This window comes from Ruegeria sp. CK3 (assembly GCF_056536565.1).
Genome location: NZ_JBQFPV010000014.1, coordinates 101,811 through 125,290 on the forward strand (window position 1 = coordinate 101,811; position 23,480 = coordinate 125,290).

22 protein-coding genes are annotated in these 23,480 nt (G+C 58.4%); 7 read left to right on the plus strand and 15 right to left on the minus strand.

What is annotated here, in order from left to right:
- The first annotated feature begins 63 nt into the window (after window positions 1-63).
- The 5 genes from ACR0C3_RS20535 (at window position 64) to ACR0C3_RS20555 (ending at window position 6,292) form a co-directional block, all read left to right on the plus strand.
- Window positions 64-1,164 carry an ABC transporter ATP-binding protein gene (locus ACR0C3_RS20535; RefSeq protein ID WP_170556042.1) on the plus strand — a complete coding sequence of 367 codons (1,101 nt, stop codon included), beginning with the start codon at window positions 64-66 and terminating at the stop codon, window positions 1,162-1,164.
- A 102-nt stretch (window positions 1,165-1,266) separates the two neighbouring features.
- On the plus strand, window positions 1,267-2,358 hold the full coding sequence (locus tag ACR0C3_RS20540; RefSeq protein ID WP_170380379.1) for an extracellular solute-binding protein: 1,092 nt from the start codon (window positions 1,267-1,269) through the stop codon (window positions 2,356-2,358).
- Window positions 2,359-2,428: 70 nt separating this feature from the next.
- The gene (locus ACR0C3_RS20545; protein WP_170556043.1) at window positions 2,429-3,703 is read left to right on the plus strand and encodes an ABC transporter permease; all 1,275 of its coding nucleotides are present in this window, start codon (window positions 2,429-2,431) and stop codon (window positions 3,701-3,703) included.
- Between the two features lie 5 nt (window positions 3,704-3,708).
- Window positions 3,709-4,920, plus strand: a complete 1,212-nt coding sequence (locus tag ACR0C3_RS20550) for an ABC transporter permease (protein WP_170640181.1) — start codon at window positions 3,709-3,711, stop codon at window positions 4,918-4,920.
- A 160-nt stretch (window positions 4,921-5,080) separates the two neighbouring features.
- The gene (locus tag ACR0C3_RS20555; RefSeq protein ID WP_480760265.1) at window positions 5,081-6,292 is read left to right on the plus strand and encodes an aminopeptidase P family protein; all 1,212 of its coding nucleotides are present in this window, start codon (window positions 5,081-5,083) and stop codon (window positions 6,290-6,292) included.
- 56 nt (window positions 6,293-6,348) lie between these two features.
- Here ACR0C3_RS20555 and ACR0C3_RS20560 read toward each other — a convergent pair whose 3' ends face one another.
- Entirely contained in the window at window positions 6,349-6,648 is a 300-nt protein-coding gene (locus ACR0C3_RS20560; RefSeq protein ID WP_480760267.1) for a hypothetical protein, read from the minus strand.
- A 145-nt stretch (window positions 6,649-6,793) separates the two neighbouring features.
- Between ACR0C3_RS20560 and ACR0C3_RS20565 the strand changes: the two genes are divergently transcribed.
- On the plus strand, window positions 6,794-7,957 hold the full coding sequence (locus ACR0C3_RS20565) for a Hint domain-containing protein (RefSeq protein ID WP_480760268.1): 1,164 nt from the start codon (window positions 6,794-6,796) through the stop codon (window positions 7,955-7,957).
- Window positions 7,958-8,051: 94 nt separating this feature from the next.
- Here ACR0C3_RS20565 and ACR0C3_RS20570 read toward each other — a convergent pair whose 3' ends face one another.
- Entirely contained in the window at window positions 8,052-8,789 is a 738-nt protein-coding gene (locus ACR0C3_RS20570; protein ID WP_480760270.1) for an anti-sigma factor family protein, read from the minus strand.
- Entirely contained in the window at window positions 8,786-9,322 is a 537-nt protein-coding gene (locus ACR0C3_RS20575) for an RNA polymerase sigma factor (protein WP_480760271.1), read from the minus strand. Before ACR0C3_RS20575 ends, ACR0C3_RS20570 begins: the two co-directional genes overlap by 4 nt.
- A gap of 84 nt (window positions 9,323-9,406) precedes the next feature.
- On the opposite strand from ACR0C3_RS20575, the gene ACR0C3_RS20580 reads away from it, so the two are divergent.
- Window positions 9,407-10,345, plus strand: a complete 939-nt coding sequence (locus tag ACR0C3_RS20580) for a c-type cytochrome (RefSeq protein ID WP_480760273.1) — start codon at window positions 9,407-9,409, stop codon at window positions 10,343-10,345.
- Window positions 10,346-10,408: 63 nt separating this feature from the next.
- Here the strand turns inward: ACR0C3_RS20580 and ACR0C3_RS20585 are convergent, their stop codons facing one another.
- The 12 genes from ACR0C3_RS20585 to ACR0C3_RS20640 all read right to left on the minus strand — a co-directional run bounded on the left by ACR0C3_RS20585 (window position 10,409) and on the right by ACR0C3_RS20640 (window position 23,472).
- Entirely contained in the window at window positions 10,409-10,861 is a 453-nt protein-coding gene (locus tag ACR0C3_RS20585) for an SRPBCC family protein (protein WP_170556048.1), read from the minus strand.
- Window positions 10,862-10,967: 106 nt separating this feature from the next.
- Complete coding sequence (locus tag ACR0C3_RS20590) at window positions 10,968-11,780, minus strand: XdhC family protein (RefSeq protein WP_475220151.1); 813 nt, start codon at window positions 11,778-11,780, stop codon at window positions 10,968-10,970.
- Between the two features lie 12 nt (window positions 11,781-11,792).
- Window positions 11,793-12,983: a vWA domain-containing protein gene (locus tag ACR0C3_RS20595; RefSeq protein WP_480760275.1), complete on the minus strand. Its 1,191-nt coding sequence runs from the start codon at window positions 12,981-12,983 to the stop codon at window positions 11,793-11,795.
- On the minus strand, window positions 12,983-13,849 hold the full coding sequence (locus ACR0C3_RS20600; protein ID WP_480760276.1) for an AAA family ATPase: 867 nt from the start codon (window positions 13,847-13,849) through the stop codon (window positions 12,983-12,985). Before ACR0C3_RS20600 ends, ACR0C3_RS20595 begins: the two co-directional genes overlap by 1 nt.
- 99 nt (window positions 13,850-13,948) lie before the next feature.
- Window positions 13,949-16,366, minus strand: coding sequence for an aerobic carbon-monoxide dehydrogenase large subunit (locus tag ACR0C3_RS20605; RefSeq protein WP_480760278.1), 2,418 nt, complete (start codon window positions 16,364-16,366; stop codon window positions 13,949-13,951).
- Window positions 16,363-16,857 carry a (2Fe-2S)-binding protein gene (locus tag ACR0C3_RS20610; RefSeq protein WP_170380391.1) on the minus strand — a complete coding sequence of 165 codons (495 nt, stop codon included), beginning with the start codon at window positions 16,855-16,857 and terminating at the stop codon, window positions 16,363-16,365. Before ACR0C3_RS20610 ends, ACR0C3_RS20605 begins: the two co-directional genes overlap by 4 nt.
- A gap of 12 nt (window positions 16,858-16,869) precedes the next feature.
- Window positions 16,870-17,703 (minus strand): FAD binding domain-containing protein, encoded by an 834-nt coding sequence (locus ACR0C3_RS20615; RefSeq protein ID WP_480760279.1) that lies wholly within the window; start codon window positions 17,701-17,703, stop codon window positions 16,870-16,872.
- A gap of 139 nt (window positions 17,704-17,842) precedes the next feature.
- On the minus strand, window positions 17,843-18,940 hold the full coding sequence (locus tag ACR0C3_RS20620) for an MHYT domain-containing protein (RefSeq protein WP_480760280.1): 1,098 nt from the start codon (window positions 18,938-18,940) through the stop codon (window positions 17,843-17,845).
- Between the two features lie 138 nt (window positions 18,941-19,078).
- Window positions 19,079-20,170, minus strand: coding sequence for a ferritin-like domain-containing protein (locus ACR0C3_RS20625; RefSeq protein ID WP_170680199.1), 1,092 nt, complete (start codon window positions 20,168-20,170; stop codon window positions 19,079-19,081).
- A complete protein-coding gene (locus tag ACR0C3_RS20630) occupies window positions 20,167-22,071 on the minus strand; it encodes a GMC family oxidoreductase (protein ID WP_480760283.1) in 1,905 nt (634 codons plus the stop codon). The genes ACR0C3_RS20625 and ACR0C3_RS20630 overlap by 4 nt, the downstream gene beginning before the upstream one ends.
- On the minus strand, window positions 22,068-22,544 hold the full coding sequence (locus tag ACR0C3_RS20635; RefSeq protein ID WP_480760284.1) for a hypothetical protein: 477 nt from the start codon (window positions 22,542-22,544) through the stop codon (window positions 22,068-22,070). Before ACR0C3_RS20635 ends, ACR0C3_RS20630 begins: the two co-directional genes overlap by 4 nt.
- A complete protein-coding gene (locus ACR0C3_RS20640; protein WP_480760285.1) occupies window positions 22,531-23,472 on the minus strand; it encodes a hypothetical protein in 942 nt (313 codons plus the stop codon). Before ACR0C3_RS20640 ends, ACR0C3_RS20635 begins: the two co-directional genes overlap by 14 nt.
- Window positions 23,473-23,480: the final 8 nt, after the last annotated feature.

Here is a 23,480-nt window from a genome sequence, read left to right on the forward strand (position 1 = left end):
GTGGATCACAGATCAATGAAATCCGAAAGCCTCGGGTAATCATTTGACGAAACAGGGGGTCTTGTGACCGGTACAACGAACGACGCCGCGTTTGTCGAATTTCAACGCGTTCAGAAGTCTTATGATGGCGAGAATCTCGTCGTTAAAGATCTCAACCTTGCAATGCCGAAGGGCGAGTTTCTGACAATGCTCGGGCCGTCAGGTTCAGGCAAGACAACTTGCCTTATGATGCTCGCCGGGTTTGAAACCGCTACCCATGGTGAAATCCTGCTGGATGGAAAGCCCATCAACAATATCCCGCCGCACAAACGTGGGATTGGCATGGTGTTTCAGAATTACGCTCTGTTCCCGCACATGACGGTGGCCGAAAACCTTTCGTTTCCTCTGGAAGTTCGCAAGTTGGGCAAGTCCGAGCGCGACGAAAAGGTCAAACGCGCTTTGGACATGGTGCAGATGGGTGCCTTTGGCGGGCGCCGTCCGGCGCAGCTTTCCGGTGGTCAGCAACAACGGATCGCTCTGGCACGGGCCCTGGTGTTCGAGCCGGAACTGGTTTTGATGGACGAGCCGCTGGGCGCGCTGGACAAACAGCTGCGCGAGCACATGCAGTTCGAAATCACCCGACTGGCGCATGAGCTGGGCATCACCACGGTTTACGTGACCCACGACCAGACCGAGGCGCTGACGATGTCAGACCGGGTCGCGGTGTTCGACGATGGCCGCATTCAGCAGCTGGCCCCGCCGGATCAACTTTACGAAGAGCCCGACAATAGCTTCGTCGCGCAGTTCATCGGCGAGAACAACACGCTGGAAGGTGTGGTCAAATCCATCGACGGCGACGGCTGTGTGGTGCAGCTGGATGACGGATCAGAAATTGATGCGGTGCCGATCAATGTGCACAATCCGGGCGAACGGACCAAGGTTTCGATCCGGCCGGAGCGTGTGGAATTCAACAAGGATCGTCTGCATGCCGACGCGCATACGCTGAAGGCGACGGTCAAGGAATTCATCTATATGGGCGACGTGTTCCGCTTCCGCATGTCTGTAGCGGGCAATGACGAGTTCATCGTCAAGACACGGAATGCCCCCGATGCTATTCGCCTGCAACCCGGTCAAGAGATCGATATCGGTTGGCTGGCCAAGGATTGTCGTGCGCTTGACGCATAGACCAAGCCGCGCGGCACAAGCGCGGTTACACTGAGGGACCGGCTGGCGAAAACCCGTGCGTCGGCTGACCATACAACAAACGGGAAATACTGGGAGTTTTACATGAAACCAACAAAGACACTGCTGACTGCAGCGGCTCTGGCAACAGCGGCCGGTGGCGTTTCCGCCGAAGAGATGACCATCGTCTCATGGGGTGGGGCCTATTCCAAATCGCAGCTCAAGGCCTATCACGAGCCCTATTCGGAAAAGACTGGCGTCACCATCCTGAACGATGACAGCTCGGCCGAAGCGGTTGCCAAGCTGCGCGCGATGAATGAAGCCGGGAACATCACTTGGGACGTGGTTGACGTTGTTGCGGCGGACGCGATCCGTCTTTGCGACGAAGGTCTGGCGATGGAAATCGATCCCGATACCATGCTCGCCCCGGCACCTGATGGCACGCCCGCATCCGAAGACTTCGGTGACCTGCTGGTCAGTGACTGCTTTATCCCGCAGATCGTTTACTCGACCACATTCGGCTACCGCACCGACCTGGTCGGTGACACACCGCCGACAGACGTCTGCGCCGTGTTTGATCTGGAAAACTACCCGGGCAAGCGCTCGCTGGAAAAGCGTCCGATCAACAACATGGAATGGGCTCTGATCTGTGACGGCGTTGCCAAGGACGACGTGTATGACGTGCTGGCGACTGCAGAGGGTCAGGACCAGGCTCTGGCCAAGCTCGACACCATCAAGGACAGTGTTGTCTGGTGGTCGGCAGGTGCTGACACCCCCCAGCTGCTGGCTGATGGTGAGGTCATCATGGGCTCGACCTATAACGGTCGTCTGTTCAGCGTGATCGAAGAGCAGAACCAGCCCGTTGCTATGCTGTGGGATGCGCAGGTGTTCGATCTGGACGGTTGGATCATCCCGGCCGGTTTGAGCGAAGAGCGTCAGGCACGCGCACTGGACTACATCATGTTCGCGACCGACACTCAGCGTCTTGCGGATCAGGCCAAGTACATCTCGTACGGTCCGGCCCGTGCCTCTTCGGCTCCGCTGGTAGGTCAGCATGCTGATCTGGGTATCGACATGGCACCGCATATGCCGACCGATCCCAACAACGCCAAGAACACGTTCTTGTATAACTACGAGTTCTGGGCTGACTACCGCGACGACATCGACGCCAAGTTCCAGGCGTGGTTGGCGCAGTAAGCGTCTGATTTCATGACAAAGTCGGGGGCGGTGCGCCGCCCCCGGACCAAAGAAAACCCAAGGGGCACTGATGACTGACGCAAGCCAAAACGCCGGACCTATGCTGGCAGCGGACGGAACGCCGCTCAAGCAATCGCTGGCACGTTCGTTGAGGCGACAAAAGCTGCGGGCGCTGATGCTGGTGGCCCCTCTGCTATTGTTCGTGCTGTTCTCGTTCATCGTGCCGATTGCATCGATGCTTTTCCGGTCGGTGGAAAACAGCATTGTGCAGCAAACCCTGCCCCTGACGGTCGAAGCATTACAAAGCTGGGACGAAAACAGTGGCGAACTGCCTGACGAGGCCGTCTATGATGCCTTTGTCCGGGACATGGTCGTGGCTGTCGACAACAAGACACATACCCGACTGGGCTCGCGTCTGAACTATGAAGAGACAGGCATGTCCTCGATGTTCCGCCGCTCGGGTCGTAAAATGGGCAAGCTGGATCCCGAAACAGATGGGCCGTTCAAGGATCAGGTGATCGAAATCCACGAGGGCTGGGGCGAACCGCAGACTTGGGCGGTGATCAAGACTCACTCGCCCGCCGTGACGAATGGCTACTTTCTGAACGCGGTCGATATGCGCCGCACGCCCGAAGGCGCGCAGGCGCAGCCCGAGGACAAGCAGATCCTGATCAAGCTATTCGGGCGTACTTTGTTCATGTCACTGGTGATCACCGCGTCCTGTATCTTGTTGGCCTATCCTGTCAGTTACCTTTTGGCGACGCTTCCAATGCGGGTGTCAAACTTACTGATGATACTCGTTTTGTTACCTTTCTGGACCTCGCTATTGGTGCGAACCTCGGCGTGGAAGGTCATGCTGCAACAACAGGGTGTGATCAACGAAACGCTAGTCTGGCTTGGGTTGGTGGCCGATGACGCCCGACTTGTCATCATCAACAACCAGATCGGTACGATCATCGCGATGACGCATATCCTGCTGCCCTTCATGATCCTGCCGATGTATTCGGTGATGCAGACGATCCCCGAATCCTACACCCGCGCCGCGAAATCCATGGGCGCGACGAATTGGACGACCTTCTGGCGCATCTATTTTCCGCAATCCATTCCGGGCATCGGCGCGGGGTCGATCCTCGTGTTCATTCTGGCCATCGGCTACTACATCACGCCCGAGATCGTGGGCGGCACCAAGGGCGTCTTCATCTCGAACCGGATCGCCTACCACATCTCGTCCTCGCTGAACTGGGGGCTGGCGGCGGCGCTGGGCACGATCCTGCTGGCCGTCGTGCTGTTGCTCTACTGGTGTTACGACAAGATCGTCGGCATTGATAACGTGAAGCTTGGATAATCGACATGGCCGCACTTACTCCGATTTCCCGCAAACCAATGTCCATGGTGCTGCCGAGCGTTGCGTTGGCAGGGGCCTTCGCCGGTGTCTTCGTTGGCGCAGGTAATGGTTCGATCCTTCTGGGCATCATTGGCGGAGCCGCCCTGATCGCGGCACTGGCTTGGATCTACATCGCTGTTCTAAAGAATGAGAATCTGGCCCGCTGGATCACCATTTTGGGCTTCGGCATCGCCGGGTTTCTGATTTCGGGTCCCATGGGCGGCGTTCTGGGCCTGCTGGGCGGCTGGTTCTTCGCATGGTTCATCTACTGGCTATATGAGGGCCGTTATCGCCGTAAATTACTGCCGTATCTGACTGCGAAGCAGGTGTTCTATCACTACCTGTTCCGAGTGATCTGCGGTGCAATCTTCGTCTTCCTGATCACGCCCATCCTTGTGGTTCTGCCACTATCGTTCAACGCGCAGGACTTCTTTACCTTCACGCCCGAGATGTTGCGACTGGACCCCGAGGGGTATTCGCTGAAGCATTACCGCGACTTCTTCACCAACAATGAATGGCAGCGCAGCTTCAAGAACTCGCTGATCATCGCGCCAATTGCGACGGTGATCTCTGTCTCGCTGGGCACCCTGGCGGCCATCGGCCTGAGCCAGAGCCATGTTCCCGGTCGCCGCGCCATCATGGGTATCCTGATCTCACCCATGATCGTGCCACTGATCATCTCGGCCACTGGCATGTTCTTTTTCTACAGCGATATCGGCCGCTTCATGGAAGGCACGCTGGGTATGAACAAGAACTTCGTTGGCTATGTGAAGGTCATCCTCGCGCATGCCGTTCTGGGCATCCCGTTCGTCATCATCACCGTGACCGCCACGCTGGTCGGCTTTGACCGCTCGCTGACACGGGCGGCGGCGAATATGGGCGCAGGGCCGGTGCGGACCTTCTTCAAGATCCAGATGCCGCTGATCCTGCCGGGCGTGATCTCAGGTGGTTTGTTTGCCTTCATCACCTCGTTTGATGAAGTGGTCGTGGTGCTGTTTGTCGGCTCGGCCAGCCAAAAGACCCTGCCATGGCAGATGTTCACTGGTCTACGCGAACAGATCAGCCCGACCATTCTGGCGGTGGCGACGATCCTTGTCGTGATCTCGATCGCGCTGTTGACAACGGTCGAATTGCTACGCCGCCGGTCCGAGCGTCTGCGGGGGCTTTCCCCCGCTTGACGCAAGCGCGCGCCTGATCTAACGATTTAACCGTTCATCCCAGCCGCGATGGCGTCGCGGGCGCACTGGGATGATCGGCTCTCGGACCCCGAGACCGCCTGTCCTGAACGCCGGGACAAGTGGCCGGGTTTGCCACCCGGCAAAGATGAGAGACCTGAACATGACAAATCGCCCCGAATTCTTCACCTGCCACAATGGCGACAAAGCCCCCCTGCCGTTCAGCAAAGGTGAATACGACCGCCGCCTGGACAAACTGCGCGCTATCATGGCCGCGCGGGATATCCCCGTGGTGCTGCTGACGTCGATGCAGAACATCGCCTATTACTCGGGCTTTCTGTACTGCGCCTTTGGCCGGCCCTATGGCTGCGTAGTCACGCAGGACGCCTGCACCACGGTTTCGGCCAATATCGACGCGGGCCAGCCGTGGCGCCGCTCCGTCGAAGACAATGTGATCTATACCGATTGGAAGCGCGACAATTATTGGCGCGCGGTGGCCAGCCTGATTGGTGGCGCGAAACGGATCGGGATCGAGAGCGATCACATGACACTCGCCGCGCGCGATACGGCTTTGGCGATGCTGGGCCTGCCTGAACTGGTTGACATCGCGCCCGACACCATGGCGGTCCGTATGGTGAAATCCGCCGAAGAGATCGAGTTGATCAAAGGTGGTGCCCGAACCGCTGATGTGGGCGGAGCGGCCATCCACGCCGCCATCCGCGAAGGCGCAACCGAGATCGAGATCGCCATGGCAGGCCGCGACGCGATGGAGGCGGAGATCGCCCGCGCGTATCCCGACGCGGAATACCGTGACACTTGGGTCTGGTTCCAATCCGGCCTTAATACCGATGGCGCGCATAACCCGGTCACCAAACGGGCGCTGCAAAAGGGCGATATCCTGTCGCTGAACACCTTCCCGATGATTTCGGGTTACTACACGGCACTGGAGCGTACCCTATTTCTGGGCGAACCCGACGCCGACAGCCTGCGCATCTGGAAGGCTAACGTCGCCGCGCACGAGCTTGGCCTGAGCCTGATTAAACCCGGCGCGACCTGTTCGGGCATCACCGCTGAGATTAACCGCTTCTTTGAAGATGAGGGTCTGCTGCAATACCGTTCCTTCGGCTATGGCCACTCCTTCGGTGTGCTCAGTCACTACTATGGTCGCGAGGCGGGTTTGGAACTGCGCGAGGATATCGACACGGTTCTGGAACCCGGCATGGTCGTGTCCATCGAACCGATGCTGTGGATCCCCGAAGGCCAGCCCGGAGCCGGAGGCTACCGTGAGCATGATATTCTAGTGGTCGAAGAAGACGGGGCCGAGAACATCACTGGCTTCCCCTACGGTCCCGGCCACAACATCATCGACGCGTGATACTAAGGGGGTGGGGCGTGTGCCTCACCCTTTGCCACAAACACGCCGAGTGCGGTCTAGGCCTGATAAAACGGATCCAGCTTGGCCTTGGCTTTTTCGTTTACGATCGGGATATAATTCAAGCGTCCGCTGGCAGATTGTGGAATAGCTTGCTTTAGAGCCTCAAGGTCCCGCACTGCCAAAACGACAGCATCGCCGGTTTCTCCGCCAAAACCTGCGATCTCTTCTTCGGTGAAACCGATCAGTTGAACGACGTCTTTGGCAAGAAACAATTTGACCTCAACGGATTGCGATAGCTTGAGAATTTCGTCCTTCAGCCGCTGGGCTGTTTGCGCAGGCATGGTAACGACGGCCATTTTCGGTCCTGGTTGATTGGGGTACGCTGTAATTGATCACACTACAGGAAAAAGATACTAGGGTTGTCAATTTAAGGATGCATTAGTACGCACGAGATAGAATATCGTTATTCTATGCAGTTTAAGCGGTTTGGGAGAAGCAGTAGTGCCATTCCTATTTGATTGGTCAACTCTGGGCAGTGCGAACAGTTCGACCGTGCTGACAGACGGTTCGAACTCGTCGACGCTAACCGTGGCCTCTGATCCAGGGGTATTCTTCAATGGGTTTCTTGGTGGAAACCTGTTTGTTTCGGGCATCCCCGGCCCTGCTACATCAGAGGTGACGTTTTCAACCGCTGTTAAAAACGTGACGTTCGAAATTCTGGATCTGGACAGCAACGAATTCTCTTTCGACGATAGAGTGACGGTTCTGGCGTTTGATGTGAACGACAATCCGGTCCCGGTTGTTTTCTCCAACCTCAGCCCATTTCACGTCCAGACCGGCAACACGGTCGAAGCCAACGGGAATGTGTCTCCGGGTGTCGAAGGACCGGGCGCGCCAGATTCGCTGACCGTTTCCATTGCAGGCCCGGTGTCCCGGATTGAGGTCATCTTTGAAGGGGGTCTGTCTTCGGGTGCCAATACCGGTGCAATCGGCTTTGGTGATATCTCCGGCGATATTCTGTGTTTGTGCGCGGGAACCATGATTGAAACGCCGAACGGCCCAACCGCTGTTGAAGATTTGTCTGTGGGGGATGTCGTTCTGACCAAGGGAAATGGCCCGCAGCGGTTGCGGTGGGTTGGTTCCAAGACAGTGGACTTTGCGGCCCAAGGTGTAGCTGCGGAAAAACTACGACCTGTCCGTATCTCTGCCGGCGCGCTTGGGCAGGGGCTTCCGGCAAAAGACCTGCTGGTGTCCAGACAACACCGCATGTTGGTGTCTTCCAAAGTGTCCGAGCGTATGTTCGGCAGTCCCGATGTCCTTGTGTCGGCATTAAAGCTGGCCGCGTTACCTGGGATCTACGTGGATGAAGACATAACCGAGGTCGTCTATTTCCACCTTCTCTTCGATCAACACGAGGTCATTTTCGCCGATGGTGCTCCCTCGGAGAGCTTGTTCACAGGCCCCGAAGCAATCAAGGCGATATCGGAAGAAGCCCGAGAAGAAATCTTCACCCTTTTCCCGGAAGTGAAACGTCAGGGCTACGCCCCGGAAACGGCATATCCCGTGCCAGCCGGTCGTTTGCAGAAGAAATTCGTCGAGCGGCATCTGAAGAACGGAAAGCTGGTTCTCGAGGACACGCCCATGGCGTCAGACCGCCTGCATTAAGCGTTCACAATTCGATCTAGCCGGAGTCGTCTCGAAAGTTTGAACTGGAGTGGTCGTCTTCGGCCTCTGCGATTGACCAAGGCCCAGGTGCATTTTAGCTGGAAATTGCCTCGGAAAATGCAGTCAGGCGATCACTCAGATCGCTCTGCCCATCGGCACCGATTATCATGTAGCCATAGCCATCTTGCGCCCAAGTGGCCGTTGCCAGACCGCTGAGAACGGCAAGGTTCACATCCTTGTCCGATGCCCCTGGCCCTTGACGGATCACGCAAAAGGCAAAGGGCCGCCCCTGATCATCCGCAAAGACGACCTGAACCAGTGGCTTTCCCTTGAAAGACAGAACCTGAGCGCGTTTCAGCTCTGCACCCGGCAAGGCGCTCAGGGCTTCGCGATTCAGTGATCGGCCTAGCGTGGCTTCGGCCTGAGCAAACTGGGCCTCAAGCGCCTCGGGAGCGGTGTCCAGAGTGGCAATTGTTTCAGGTACATAGAGCGATTGGTAGATCGCCGCCTGCTGCGTCCAACCTAGCGGCGCGGGTCGTGTCGCCCACAACGTCGCCGAGACCGCCACAATCGCGACCGAGGCCGCAACGGCCAGCAATCGAAAAGGTTGAGACGCGGGTTGAGACGTCGCGCGGTCCGGCAAGGTGATCTGAGGCGCATCCTGCGGAACATCCTTGAAGACCGAATGCACAACGGGTCCAAACGGATCAAGCGCCATCAGGCGCTGTTCTAGTTCTGGATCGGCTTCGACCGCGCTCTCGATCTCTTGCGCGTCGGTCTCGTCCAGATTTCCATTCAGATACGCCATCAGCGTTTCATCGGAAAACGTCATTTGCCACCCCGTCGAACGGCGTCCGCAGCCTCGTGCTGCATCACGGTTTTCAGTTTCTGCCGAGCCGTAGAAAGCCGGCTCATGATTGTTCCAATCGGCACCTCAAGCAAGGCTGCTGCCTCGCGATAGCTATACCCTTCCACGAAGACAAGCATCACGGTCTCGCGCTGTGCTTCTGGCAGGTGCATCACTTGAGTAAACACTTCAGCCGCGAAAATATTCGTTTCTGAATCCGGTCCTGTTGCAATTAATTCGGTTTCTGGGGTCATAGACAAGGCCTGCGCCTTGCGAACGGATCGCGCGCGCACCTCATTCAGCCAGATCGAACGGCAGATCGTCATCAGCCAGCTGTCCAGCCTGTCATGGGATGTCACCTGATGGTGACGCTCCAGCGCGCGCAGGCATGTGGATTGCAAAAGGTCGTCGGCCACATCCGAGGCGCCCGACAGGGCAAGCCCGAAGCGCCACACGCGTTTCGAATGCGTCTGGATCGCGCCGCGCACGGCCTGTTCCGAGCTGATTTCACCACTCATCGAATAAATCGCGACCTGTGTGTGTTTGTCTTTCACGGACCGGGCCCGCGGGGTCAGAAATTACATAACCTGAGGAGAAATGAAATGAAACTTCTGTTGAAAGCAGTCACGATTGCGTCTGCAATTGTTGCAACCCCGGCTCTGTCGGAAAGTTGGACTCTGTCCTCGGAGGCCTCTCATCTGGCCTATGGCACGATCAAGAAAGACACAGTGGGTGAGGTCAATTCCTTCACCGGGCTGAGCGGTTATGTCAGCCCTGATGGCAAGGCCGAGATCGAGATTGATCTGTCCTCAGTAGAAACCAACATCGACATTCGCAACGAACGGATGATCGAATACGTGTTCCGCAAGGCGGGCACCGCTGCTTTGACCGCTAAATTCGACATGGATGAGGTCTCGGGACTTGCCGTGGGCGCATCATCGATCATCGATGTCGAGGCCGCGTTGTCTCTGGTCGGGACCGAGATCGAGTTCGACGCTGAGATGTTCGTGGTGCGACTGACCGAGACGTCGGTGATGGTTTCTACCAATGATATGGTTTTTCTCAGCACCGAGGATGCAGGCGTGGATGCAGGCGTCGACAAGTTGATGGAACTAGCCGACCTGCCCGGCATCACACGGACCGTACCGATCACCGCGCGGCTTGTGTTTACCATGGACGACAACAAGGCCGAAACCGCGCCCGCCGCCCCGGTTGCAATCGCCGCGGTAGAGGGGGATCTGAAAGCGGGTAAGAAGGTCTTTCGCAAATGCAAGGCCTGCCATCAGCTGAAAGAAGGCCGCAATGGCGTAGGGCCCTCGCTGTTCAATGTGGTGGGTGCATCTGCGGCGCAGGTGGACGGGTTCAAATATTCCGACCCGCTTGCCAGCGGCGATCTCGTCTGGACGCCCGAGAATCTGGCGGCGTTTCTGGCCGATCCAAAAGGGTTTCTACCCGGCAACAAAATGCAGTTCCCCGGCCTGAAGAAAGAGGCCGACATCACCAATGTCATCGCCTACATGCAGGATGAGGCTCAGGGCTGAGGGAAACAAAATGCGGTGTGGCAGACCCTGCCACACCCGTTGGATGCGCGTTAGGCGCGGCGCTTATTGCACGAATTGTTCTGCAACAACTTCTCCGAACTTGTCGAAGAACTTGCCGGATAGCTTTTTAGCCGTCCCTGCAATCAGGCGGCTGCCTAATTGTGCGATCTTACCGCCGATCGTGACCTTGGCGGTGTACGACAGAACCGTCTCATCCCCGTCGGCGGTCAGGGATACATCTGCGCCGCCTTTGGCAAAACCAGCCGCGCCGCCTTTGCCTTCGCCGGACAGTGAAAACGCATCTGGCGCCTGGGAGTTATCCAGCGTCACTTCGCCGTTGAAGCGGGCCTTGACCGGGCCGATTTTCAGGACGACTTTGGCCTCTAGATGTTCGGGCGAATGCTGGATCAACTCTTCGCAGCCCGGAATGCATTCGCGCAGCACATCGGGATCGTTGAGCGCACGGTAAACGGCATCCTTGGGGGCAGCGATGCGGATTTCGTCAGTGAGTTCCATCTGGGGGGTCCTTTTTCAACAACATTTCGGAAAGACAAGGAGGGCTTTTTCGGTTGCCTCCTCCGCGGTCAACTCGGGCTGCGCCGCCTTGAAAGCGTGCAGCCAGCTAAGCCATTTTCTCATCATGGGATGTCTCCTGGGCTTTATCAGAATTTCGCCACATGATGATTTCAGCCAAAATCGAAAGTGCGATTTCATGCGGGTCGATGGCGTGGATATCCAACCCAGCGGGCGATTTCAGGCGCTTGGTCTGCTCTGTGCTCAGCCCTTGTGAATCCAGTTTGGCACACAGCACCTCGGCCTTGCGGCGACTCGCAACCATAGAAACGCGGCGCGCGGGTGATTGCAGCGCGGCTTTCAATGCCGCTCCGTCGCCTTTGCCTTGCGACGCCACCACAACAAAATCACGCGCTTCAACGCCCAATGCGTTCAGGTCTTTGGGATCAAAGGGGGTGTATTTCACCGTGTTTTCAGCACCCTCAGGCAAACACACGCGCAACCCAGCCAGTGCCGCATGGGACGCCAACGCCTGCGCGATCGGAGAGTCTCCGAATATGATCAAGCGCGGAGCGTGTTGATAGGGTTCGATCAGCATGTCCACTGTCCCTCCGGATGGGCACCCGCTTTTGTAGGTCTGAACACCGTCCGGGTCGGCCATTGACACAACCTTGTCCGAGGGTTTGACGCGGATCATTTTTGGCTCACCCGACACCAGCGCCTCTTGTGCTGCGGCGCGTACGGCCCGTTGTACGCAGGCACCCCCCAGATGGCCTAGAACCGTACCGTCGCGGGTGATGGCCGCCTTGCCTCCGGCCTTGGCCGAGGTCGCATCGGCGGTGCGCAGAACTGTCGCCACGCAAAAGGCATCGCCGGTACGCCGCAGCTCTTCAATCGTGTCGAAAATGTCGAAACCTGCCATCGGTGTATCCTTTCACAGTTTTCTGAATTCGGGTTCCAGCGCCGCTAGCGCCTCAAGCGTATTGGCGGGCAGATGGGCGTCCAGATGGGGTTCTGCGGCCTGCATGGCAGCGGCAACGGGTTGGTAATTCTGCCAACCTTTCAGAGGGTTCAGCCAGACGACCCCGCGCGCTTTGCGTTGGATCCGTTCAAGAACCTGCCCCAAGGCCTGCGGAGCCGTGCTGCAATACCCATCCGACAAGATTAGCACGATCGTCCGTCCGTTCAGCGCCCGCGCGCCGTAGCCGTCCAGAAAGCTTTCGAGACTGCCAGAGATATCGGTCCCGCCGCCAAACCCCTCAGCCATCAGTGAAAGCCGTCCCGCAGCGCGGATTGAGTCGTGATCGCGCAGCGCGTCCGTCACGCGCATCAGACGGGTGTGGAACAGATAGGCGTCGGCTTCGGTTCCGCTGCCGATCAGGCCCTTGAGAAACGCCAGGAAAACGCGGGAATAAACGGTCATCGACCCACTGACATCGCATAGCGCAACGATCCGCATCGGTCGCGGCGGTCGCGCACGGCGATAGAGGTCTATCGGCTCTCCACCCCGCGCCAGGCTGGCCCGTTGTATCCGCCGCATGTCCAGCGTCCGACCACGCTGTGCCTGTTTATGGCGGCGCGAGCGGCGGTCGCGGATCGCCCGGGCCAGCTGGGTTGCGGCGCGTTCAGCCTGTCTCAGCGACTCGTCATCCATCAATTCGCGCAGATCCCGGCGCAACAGGTTGGCCGTTCGGGTCGCGATCAGCTTCCCATCCATCCCTTCGGCCTCCCCGTCGCCCGGATCAGGAGTGGCGGCTGCCTGATCTGTATCCGTTTTCGGATCCTGTTCGTCTTGTGTTTGCTGCTGCCAGATCTTCGGTTTTGCGGACTGCACCCGTACATGTGCGGTCTGCGCTGTCCCACTGCGCTGCTTGCCGACATTGAACCAGTAGGCGTCGAACAGCTCATCAAAGCGTCGCCAATCCTCGGCGCTGCCTGTCAGCAACACGCACAAGGCCTGCCTGGCCTGTGTCGCATCGGTTGCTTCGACCGCCGCCAAGGCGGCCAGCGCGTCACAGGTTTCGGCGGGACCCACGCGCAATCCGTTCATCCTAAGATGGGCCATGAAGCCGCTCATGCGGTCCGCCAAGCCTGCCGCGCGGGAAGGGAACCGGGTGACCTGCATCACGCAACCTTCCCGATCAAGCGATCCAGAACCTCAGGCGGAGCGGCATCATAGTCGGCGGTCGTTTTCAGCAGACACACCAGTGTCGCCTGCACTTCGCCCCGAGACTGGGCCATGTCGTTCACACCTAGCCCAGACAGGGCGGCGGCCCAGTCCAGCATTTCGGCAATGCCCGGCGTTTTCTCGAGGTCTTCCTTGCGCATGGCCTGAACAACCCCGACGATCTGACGTGCCAACAACCCTTCAACAGAGGGCATACGCGCCTTCAGAATGGCCATCTCTGTCTCACGCGAAGGATAGCCGAGATAGCTGTACAAACACCGCCGCCGCAATGCGTCGGAAAGGTCCCGCGTGCCATTGGCCGTCAGGATCACAATCGGGCGGGAGCGCGCCTTGACTGTCCCAAGCTCCGGAATCGTGATTTGAAAATCAGACAATATCTCAAGCAGATAGGCCTCGAACTCCTCGTCTGCACGGTCAATCTCATCAATCAAGAGAACCGGAGGGTCGTCTTCACTGATTGCCTCCAAAAGGGGTCGTTTCAGGAGGTAGTCATCCGAGAACAACTGCGCTTCGCTTGTGCCGCCTTGGGCTTCGCTTGCGCGGATGGCCAGCAATTGGCGCTGATAGTTCCACTCATAAATGGCGTGGCTGGCATCCAGCCCCTCATAACACTGCAAGCGGATCAAACGCGCGTCGTGTTGGGCAGCCAGAGCCTTCGCGACTTCGGTCTTTCCAACGCCTGCCGGACCTTCCAGCAGCAAGGGCCGCCCCAAAGCCTGCGCCAGATGCAACGCCATCGCCAATCGCTCATCAGCAACATAACCCTGCGCGGCCAACCCGTTTTGTACATCTTTCAAGGTCAAAACCAGGATCCATTCTTCATCTGGCTAAAAATATCTCGGGGGTCCAAGGGGGCAGAGCCCCCTTGCCTGATCCGACCGGCAACGCCGGTCCGAACCCAATCACCCATGCATCCCCAACCCGTTGGCAATCTTCCAGATCCGCCAGTGGTCATGCGGCATGTGGCTTTGCACCAACCCAAAGGGCCGGAACGCATCATGCACAGCGTTCGAGAAGCAGGGCACGCCGCCCACGTTCGGGCTTTCGCCCACACCTTTCGCGCCAATCGGATGGTGCGGAGAAGGCGTCACCGTGTAGTCGGTGATATAGTTCGGCGTCTCCCATGCGGTCGGTAGGAAGAAGTCCATCAGCGTGCCGGTCTTCACATTGCCCATCTCATCATAGGCAATCTCCTGCCCCATTGCGATGGCCAAGGCCTCGGTCACGCCACCATGGACCTGCCCGTCGATGATCATCGGGTTGATCCGGGTGCCGCAATCATCCAGCGCATAGAACTTTCGCACGTCCCATTCACCGGTATCCACGTCGATCTCCATGACGCAGATATAGGCCCCGAAAGGATAGGTCATGTTTGGTGGGTCATAGTAGCTGACCGCCTCCAGACCGGGTTCCAGTCCCGGGATTGCCTGATTATAGGCGGCAAAGGCGATTTCCTTCATGGTCTTGAACCGCTCGGGCGCGCCTTTGACCGAGAACCGATCCACATCCCATTCGACATCGTCGTCGTGGACCTCAAGCAGATATGCGGCAATCATCTGCGCCTTGGCGCGGATTTTGCGCGCGGCCATGGCCGTTGCAGCCCCTGCGACCGGCGTGGACCGAGACCCATAGGTCCCGAGACCATACGGAGCGGTGTCGGTGTCGCCTTCCTCCAGCGTGATGTCATCAGCGGGTAGGCCGATCTCACTGGCGATGATCTGTGCAAAGGTCGTAGCGTGACCCTGGCCCTGAGAGATCGTCCCCAGCCTTGCGATGGCCGAACCAGTTGGGTGGATGCGGATTTCGCAGCTATCAAACATCCCTAAGCCGAGGATATCGCAGTTTTTGACCGGTCCCGCGCCAACGATTTCGGTGAAATGCGTCAGACCAATGCCCAGCAGTTTGCGGGTTTTGCCAGCTTTAAAGTCTTCGACCCGCTGCGCCTGTTCGGCGCGCAGACCTTCGTAGTCGACAGCCTTCAATGCCTTGTCCCAAGCGGTATGGTAATCGCCCGAGTCATACACCCAGCCCAGAGCCGACTGGTACGGGAACTGATCGGCCTTGATGAAGTTTATCCGGCGCAGCTCGGCCGCGTCCATGTTCAATTTGATGGCCAGAACCTCGATCATGCGTTCGATGAAATAGGCCGCCTCAGTCACGCGGAAGGAACAGCGATAAGCCACCCCGCCCGGAGCCTTATTGGTGTAAACCCCATCGACAGCCAGATAAGCGGTGGGGATATCATAGGACCCGGTACAGATATTCATGAACCCCGCCGGGAACTTGGTCGGGTCGGCGCACGCATCAAAGCCACCGTGATCCGCGGTTGTATGGCACCAAAGGCCGGTGATCTTGCCGTCCTTGGTGGCCGCGATCTTGCCCTGCATCCAGTAGTCGCGGGCAAAGGCGGTAGACATCAGGTTCTCCATCCGATCCTCGACCCATTTCACCGGCTTACCGGTGACAATCGAGGCCACGACCGAGCAGACATAGCCCGCATAGGCTCCAACCTTATTGCCAAAACCGCCACCGATATCGGGGCTGATGACGCGGATATTGTGCTCGGCGATACCGGAGATCAGTGAGACAACTGTCCGGATCGCGTGCGGAGCCTGGAACGTACCGTATAGCGTCAGCTTGCCGGTCACCTTGTCCATGCTGGCCACGGACCCGCAGGTCTCGAGCGGGCAGGGATGTGTACGGTGATAGTACACCATCTCCTCGGCGACCACGTCAGCTTCGGTTAGAATGGCCTCGGTCGCATCCTTGTCGCCTTGTTCCCAAGTGAAGATGTGGTTGTGATGCTTGCGAGGGCCATGCGCACCTTCGGTCTGGCCTTCAAGGTCTTCGCGCAGGACCACATCGGATTTCAACGCCTCGAACGGATCGGTCAGAACGGGTAGTTCTTCGTATTCGACATCGATCAGTTCGACGGCATCAGCGGCGATATAGCGGTCTTCGGCGACGACAAAAGCCACTTCCTGGCCCTGGAACAACACCTTGCCATCAGCCAGAACCATCTGCTTGTCACCGGCCAAGGTCGGCATCCAATGCAGGCCCAGCGGGGCCAGATCCTCGGCTGTCAGAACAGCGATCACGCCGGGCATCGCCAAGGCGGCCTCTTTGTTGACGCTGACAACACGGGCATGTGCGTAGGGGGAGCGCACGAAGTCGCCGAATAGCATCCCGTCAAGCTTGATGTCGTCGACATAATTGCCCTTGCCTTGGGTAAAACGCACATCCTCGACGCGTTTGCGCGAGCTGCCCATCCCTTTGAGATTGGCGGCGCGTTCTTCGGGGGTCAGAGTTTGATCGTTCATTCCGCAGCCTCCTTCTGAGCGTTCAGCATGTCAGCTGAGGCCGAGATCGCCTTGACGATGTTCTGGTAGCCAGTGCAGCGGCACAGGTTCCCAGCCATGCCAAAGCGAATATCCTCCTCAGACGGGTTCGGGTTTTCCTGCAGCAAGCGGTGCGCGCGAGTAATCATACCCGGCGTGCAGAAGCCGCATTGCAACCCGTGATGTTCGCGGAACATCTCCTGCAATACGCCAAGGCTGCCATCGTCGTTGGTGAGCCCTTCGACGGTGGTGATATCGGCACCGTTCACCTGCGCCACGAAGGTGGTGCAGGATTTGACGGATTTGCCATCGATATCCACGGTGCAGGCCCCGCAATGGCTGGTCTCGCAGCCGATATGAGGGCCGGTGATTTTCAGATCTTCCCGCAGGAAGTGGATCAACAGCGTGCGCGGTTCGGCCAGACCTTCGACCTCTTTGCCGTTCACGGTGAGTTTGACGTGCATTTTCGACATGGTTTCCTCCCCTCAACCCGCGCGGCTTTGCGCACGGTCGATGGCGCGGCGCAGCATCACGCCCGCCACATGTTTCTTGAATTCGACGGGTCCGCGATTGTCGGCCACGGGTTCAATGGCATCCAGCATAGCGGCAACACAGCCGTCCGCATCGCCATTGGCCAATGCAGCGCTGGCGCTTTCGGACCAGATCGGGGTGTCCGCTAGGTTGGTCATTGCAACCGAGGCCGTGCCGTTGCCGACCACTACGGCGGCGGCGGCGGTCGCATAATCCCCGATCTTGCGCTTTTGCTTCTCATACGCCTGACCAACACCGGCCCCCGGCACAGGGATCGAAATCCGGGTCAGGATTTCCTCATCCTCGCGTGCGGTGAAATAGGCGGCCTCATAAAACTCACGCGCGGCGACACTGCGTGACCCATCGGGGCCGGACAGTTCAAAGGTCGCGTTCAGGCACTGCATGAGACCGGGCATGTCATTGCCAGGGTCGCCGTTGGCGACATTGCCACCGACGGTGCCCATATAGCGGACCTGAGGGTCGGCGATCTGCAACGCCGCTTCGCGGATCAGCGGAATGGCAGTGGCGAGACCGTCATGGGTGATCAACTCGTGCTGCGTCACCATGGCGCCAAGGGTCACGGTATCGGACCCGACCTCGATGCCTTTTAGTTCATCGATGGCCTGGAGATCGATCAGGTGGCCCATCTCGGCCATGCGCAGCTTCATCATCGGGATCAGGCTATGCCCGCCCGCGATCACGCGCGCCTCGTCTCCATGTTCTTGCAAAATGCCGATGACCGAGGCGATGTCGCCTGGCCGGTGATACTCAAAACCGGCTGGTATCATGTTTTTCCTCCCTGGGTCCAAGTGGTATACCTTGGGGTACCTTCAGTCAGGAAAGACGGACGCGCTCAGCGGTTCCAGCCGCAGGGAACGGGGCGCGCAGCTTGTTTCACGAAATGCGAATGAGCTGCACGAGTTGCGATCACAGGCCCAAAGCGTCGCGGATGTCTGAAAGTCGAGATCGGCTGACAGGTACCTTGCTGAGGGCCTCGACAGAGTCGAAATAGCATGTCCCGTTGTCTTTGTGCCTCTCGAAGCTTGAGACATGTTTGGGGTTCACCAGATAACTTCGGTGGGCGCGGAGGAAGCCATCGGGTTGCAAGCGTGTCTCGGCCTCGGTGATGGACCAGGGGCAGAACAGTTTCTCGGAATCGATATAGAGGATAGTGTAATGCCCCTCGGCCCGGATGGCGGCAATTTGGGCGGGTTCGGCAAAGAAGGTCTGACCTTCGCGTTCAAACGGCACTCCGGCGCGAAGGGTCGGGGTGGGATCGGGCTGCGGTGCAGGTTCCGGTACTGCGGCCGGTTCTGGCTTGGGTTCAATGAAAGTGATCCCGGTCAGAAGGAAGGCCCCACAGATCAGGAAGACTGCAACCGTGACGCCCATCGCCAGAATCTGGTTGTCCAGCGCAGGCCCGGCGGCCCCGGCAGTCTCGGTTGCGACGAAATCCGTGAGACCGGTCGCGACGAAGTGCATGGAAAACACCGCGATGCCGAAACAGGCCGTGCCCAGTAGGATGTTCCGATGGGTTCGGCTGTCATAGGCCACCCAGATCGCCAGAACCGACAGAACAACCGAGGCCGCGGTCGACAAAACGATATCGAACAGGCTGTAGACGGGTCGGCACAGCTGCATCCCGGCCATGCCGACATAGTGCATGACAACGATCCCAAGCCCCACGATCACCCCCGCGCCAACGATGGACGGCGGTGTTCTGGGACGGAAATGCAAAAGCAGCAGCGCCAGCCCCACCATAAGGATGGCAACCAGCGCCGAGATCAGCGTCACCAGCGCGTCGTAATAAAACAGGATCGGCAGTTGCAGGCCCAGCATGGCAACGAAATGCATGGACCAGATACCGCCACCCAGTATCACGGCTGCGAGGGCGACGATGAATTTGCGCCGTTGATTGTCCAGTTTCGACGCGCCATGCGTCAGGTACAGACCGGTAAAGCCGGCCATCAGCGCCACGGCCAACGAGGCCGCCACGAGCCACGCATTGTGCGAATAGTCCAACATTGAGATGCCGCGCCCTCCCCAGCGCGATCATGACGTTATCAAACTGAAATTCTCCGCACAATCTTTGTTGGACACAGCGGAAGACACCTGTTTCGACTGAGGCGCATAAACGGGTCTCGCCGGTTTTTAGGCTACAGGTCAGCCCCGCTTTTTCGGCGCAAGGTAGGTCCATGTCGGCCCGGCTGTCTCGCCCGATCCGTCCGGCAATGGGATGCGCATCAGTTTTTGCGCCAGCGACTTGATCGAATACATCGTTGGAACAAGGTCGCGCAAAGCGGATTTATCTTCGTTGAAGGCGATGTGCAGACCGTCCAGCAAACCGGACCACGCGGCGTTGAATTCGGCCGAGATCGCGGCGATTTCGGGGGCGGACTTGTAGTTCTCCTCGCTTGGGTCGTCTTTCATCGGAGAGACTGCGCTCCAATCGACGATAAGGTCACCGCCAGTCGGAGGGTCGGTCACAAGATCTTCGGGGCGATAGTAGCGGCTATGTAGGATTTCGTTGAACTTGAAGAAATGTGCAACGTCCTCATGGCCAGCTGGCCCCGGAATGGTGTCTCCGTCGCCAGCTTTGCCACCCAGATCTGCGCCTTCGCCCTCTTCCATGATCTTTTGGATGGCATCAAAAGCCGCCTTGCGACGTTGCGCGGGGGTGCCGGTGATCTCGACAACTTCACCGCCCGCGCCGAAATAGTCGTCATTGGAGATCTGACGCGCGGGGTCGCCGATGAAGATCTCTTTGTCCCCGAACTCCTTACACGCTTCTTCCAGCAGCTTCCTGACATAGGCGTAGAACCCGCCGATGGTGGAATAGTGCCCCCTCAATGCCTTACGGAGGTCTTTCGGCGCGGTTTCGATCTTGCGAAAGCTTTTGACCTGTTTGGGCGAGAATTTGCGCAGACGCACCTCTGGCCCGGCCCCGTTCAAAAGCTCTGTCGGGTATTTCGGCAGCAAGTTGGGATTGTTCAGCTGAGGCGTGCCCCCGATCGCGTTCATCACATTCGCCGCAAGAACCATATGCAACATCTCTTCGACCATGACCTGACGGATCACCTCGATCGGTTCGGCGTTGACGATGGTCGGCTCGGACCGGTCGTATTGCCCTTGCTCGAGGATCGAATAGCAGGCCGTCGCGTAGGGCGGTATTGTCGAAAGCTCTAGCATCAAGGCGTCTTGCAGATGTTTGCAGAGATTTTTACGCGCGGCGTCCAGTTTCTTTTTCGAACTCATTTCGCACCCCTTTTCCGAACGGCCTTCTGGATGGCTCTGGCGGCCCTGAAGGCCATGGCAGACATCGTCAGTGTTGGGTTGGACGTGGCAATCGTCGGCATCGAGCCCGCGCCCACCAGCCACAGATTGTCGTGGTCCCATGCGCGCATCTCGTCATTGGTGACCGAGTTGTGCCTGTCGGTTCCAATCCTGTGCGTACCGACCAGATGGCCTGCACCGAAGAAGGTGTAACCCTTTCCATCATAAGTTAAATACCCCGCATCCGATGGGCTGTAGGAGGTATGGTTCTTGATACCCAGCCGCTGGAAAATCTGCGCGCAGGTGTCATTGGCGGCGGCCAGCCCGGCGCGGGAATAATCGTCCAGATCATAGCTGATCACCGGGCGGTATTCGCCCATTGGCGTGCGGTAGGCTGGGTCGATGGTCACGCGGTTAGTAGCTCTGGGCAGTTGCTCAACCATAGTGCCAATTCGGACCTGCCGCTGGACATCGTGATAGAGCTTGTCGCGCAGGGCGGTGCCATAGAGGTTGTCTTGCTCGACCAGTCGCGCCACGTCGGAGTTCGGAGAGCCAGCGGCAAAGTTCCATCCCCAATTACCGATCTCCAACCGGAAAGCTGCATTCTTGTTCCTAAAGTTTCCGTCCCGGAAATTGGCATAGCTCGAGGTCGATCCCGGGCCGCGAAACGGTCCAACCGGCTCGGGCGCGGCGCCCCAAGTCATCATGTAGGGGTGGTCCATCAGGTTGCGGCCCAGCTCGTCACTGCTGGTGCAAATTCCCGAGGCTAGCGCCAGAGTGACGTTTTCCACCGCACCGCCAGCCAGCACATATTGCTTACCTCTGGCCCGGCGTAGTTCGTACTGAGGCACACCGGGGAACGGGTATTTCTTGTACACGATGCCAGATACACGCCCGCTTTCGGCCAGTTCGACCTTCGAGGCGATGGCCTGCGTGATCGTCTCCATCTGATGCTTGGCTTTGTTCTTGGCATCTTCGAGCGTTTTCATCGCGTTGTATTTGGCCTGGATCGGGCAGATCGGAATGCAGCTTGAGTTCCCCTCGCACCGCTGACCCATATAGGCGAATGGCCCGGTCGCGCCGCGCGGACGGAATTGCTGCCGGCGCTTGTCGCCAACCTGAATGCCCTTGGCAGTTCTTGGCTTGCGCGGGGTCGAGTTCCGACCCTGCGGCGTGCGCGAGACTTTCAGGTGTACCGTGCTGGTGGCGTCTTCACCGATTTCGATGGGCATCCCGTCTGCTTTGGCAAAGAAGCCATCCACATAGGACGACGGGATCGAATGCATCGGGTAGTCGTATTCCTTGTCGAAATACCCGACATTGTCGTGCCGCCCTGACGTGCGAATACCCAGTGCCTTTGGCGTCTGTTCGTCGGCATCGGCCGAGACACCGATCTCCCACTCGGCGCGCTCATAGTCTGCGCGCAGGTCCTGATAGCCAAAGGGCCAGTCAACGCCCTTGCCGAAACGGCTTTGCATCTCGAAATCCGCTGGCATCATACGCAGGCTTGTGCCCAGCCAATGTAGCGAGGTTCCGCCAAAGGCCATCAGGTAGTTGCTGCCAAAGGGCAGGGGGCCGCGTTGCACGAAATACCCGTTTGTATCGGGCTCGGTGCCCCGTACCGCGGTGATGTCTAGCACCGAAGGCGACGGCAGGGTTGGTAGGTTCGGATAGGGAGAGTTCGGTGTCTTGGCCAGCGACAGATAGTACTGATCAAGGTATGAGCGATACGTCTCCCACGTCTTGCCATGGTCTTCTCCGGCTTCGAGGATCAGAACCGAATGACCGGCCGAGACCAGCTCTTTGGCAAGAATGCCCCCGGCAAAGCCAGCGCCCACGATGACCACATCATAGGTCCGGTCGTCATCTGCAATTGCACTCATTTGCCTGCCCCCCGCTGTCTTGGAGGTTCAAAGCCCCATGCCCCAAAGCCCTGTTGCTTGGCCCCTTGGGGGTGCGCGCCGATGGCGTCCCAGACCAGCCCTTCCTTGTAGGACCGGGTCGAGATGATCTTGACCACATCAAACCGCGACGCGCCGTAGCTTTCGCGCCATTCCTGCGAAAGCGGCACCCATTGGCCGGTGTACCACAGCTGGATCAGCGTGCGAGACAGTGGGCCGAGGCATTTGTCCGACAGATAGGTCTGACGCATGATCCGGTCGTCGTCCTGCTTGCCCAGCTTGTTGGAATGAGACAGGAACTCCTTAAGGATCTCGACGGGCAACACTTGCCTGAACTGATGCCAATATTCGCCTGCGCATCCGGTGCCCTGCAGCTCGGCGCGGCTATAGCCGGTCAGCGCGGCGCTGACGGTCAGAAAGGCTTGAAACTCGGGGGTGTCATCATGCGTCTTCATGGCGATCCCCATCAATTGCGTCCACATAGAAGCCACGAGGCTCGAAGCAGGCAGGCGGGCTTTCAAAGACCTGCACGGCCACCGGCGTCATATCGGTGAACAGCTTGCGCATGTCGCGGGTCATCGGGAAATCGTTGTTGCCCAATTTCAGCTTGAAGCTTTTTGCGATGCGTTTGCCCTCTTTCGTGGTCAGCATCGCGGTTTCAAAAAGGCCCGAGATGGTCCAGCGAGTCCAAACGGTGCGCCCAAGCCCAGTGGCGAATTCGGGGATTGGTGTGCAGTTGGTCAGGGTCCAGTGATCGCCCTTGAGTTTGCCCAGATCCGCAGTCAAATCGTAGACGATGGTTTGTGGATCGTCGGGATTGACCAGTTGGATCCACCATTTCTTAGGTGAGATCGGAGGGTGCCCCTTCATCTTGGCATTCAGCGAAGGAACCTTGTAGTTGAACTGGCCCAGAAACTTGGGCTCTCCGAACGCTTGCCGCCCGGCCTTGACGGCCATGGCGTTGTCTGCGGCCACATGGACACGCAAATGGCCGATGGTTTTCGTCTGATCGCGGCCGTGAAGATACTCTGTCAGCGACATCTTCGGCACGCCCGGCACCCGGTTCTTTGGATAGGCCAGTAGGTTGAACTCGACCTCGTTCACGAAGCCCAGTGAGTTGTCATAATGCGCTGTATAGCGTTGGAAGTTCAGCAGGATGACGGCCTTGTTCTCGCCGTCTTCATCGGGAAATTCGGCGACGCAAAGGCCGGTGCCTTTCACAAACTGGCGGGCAACTTCGACCGAGGTGTACCAATACATCCATTGGCATTGCAGTGACGCATAATAGAAGGGGAACGTGTCAAACTGTTTTGGCAGTTTCGGCATGACGCCGGTGACATCCGTCTGATGGCACGGGTCGCTTTTGGCTTTTTTCTTTGTCATTTGGCTGT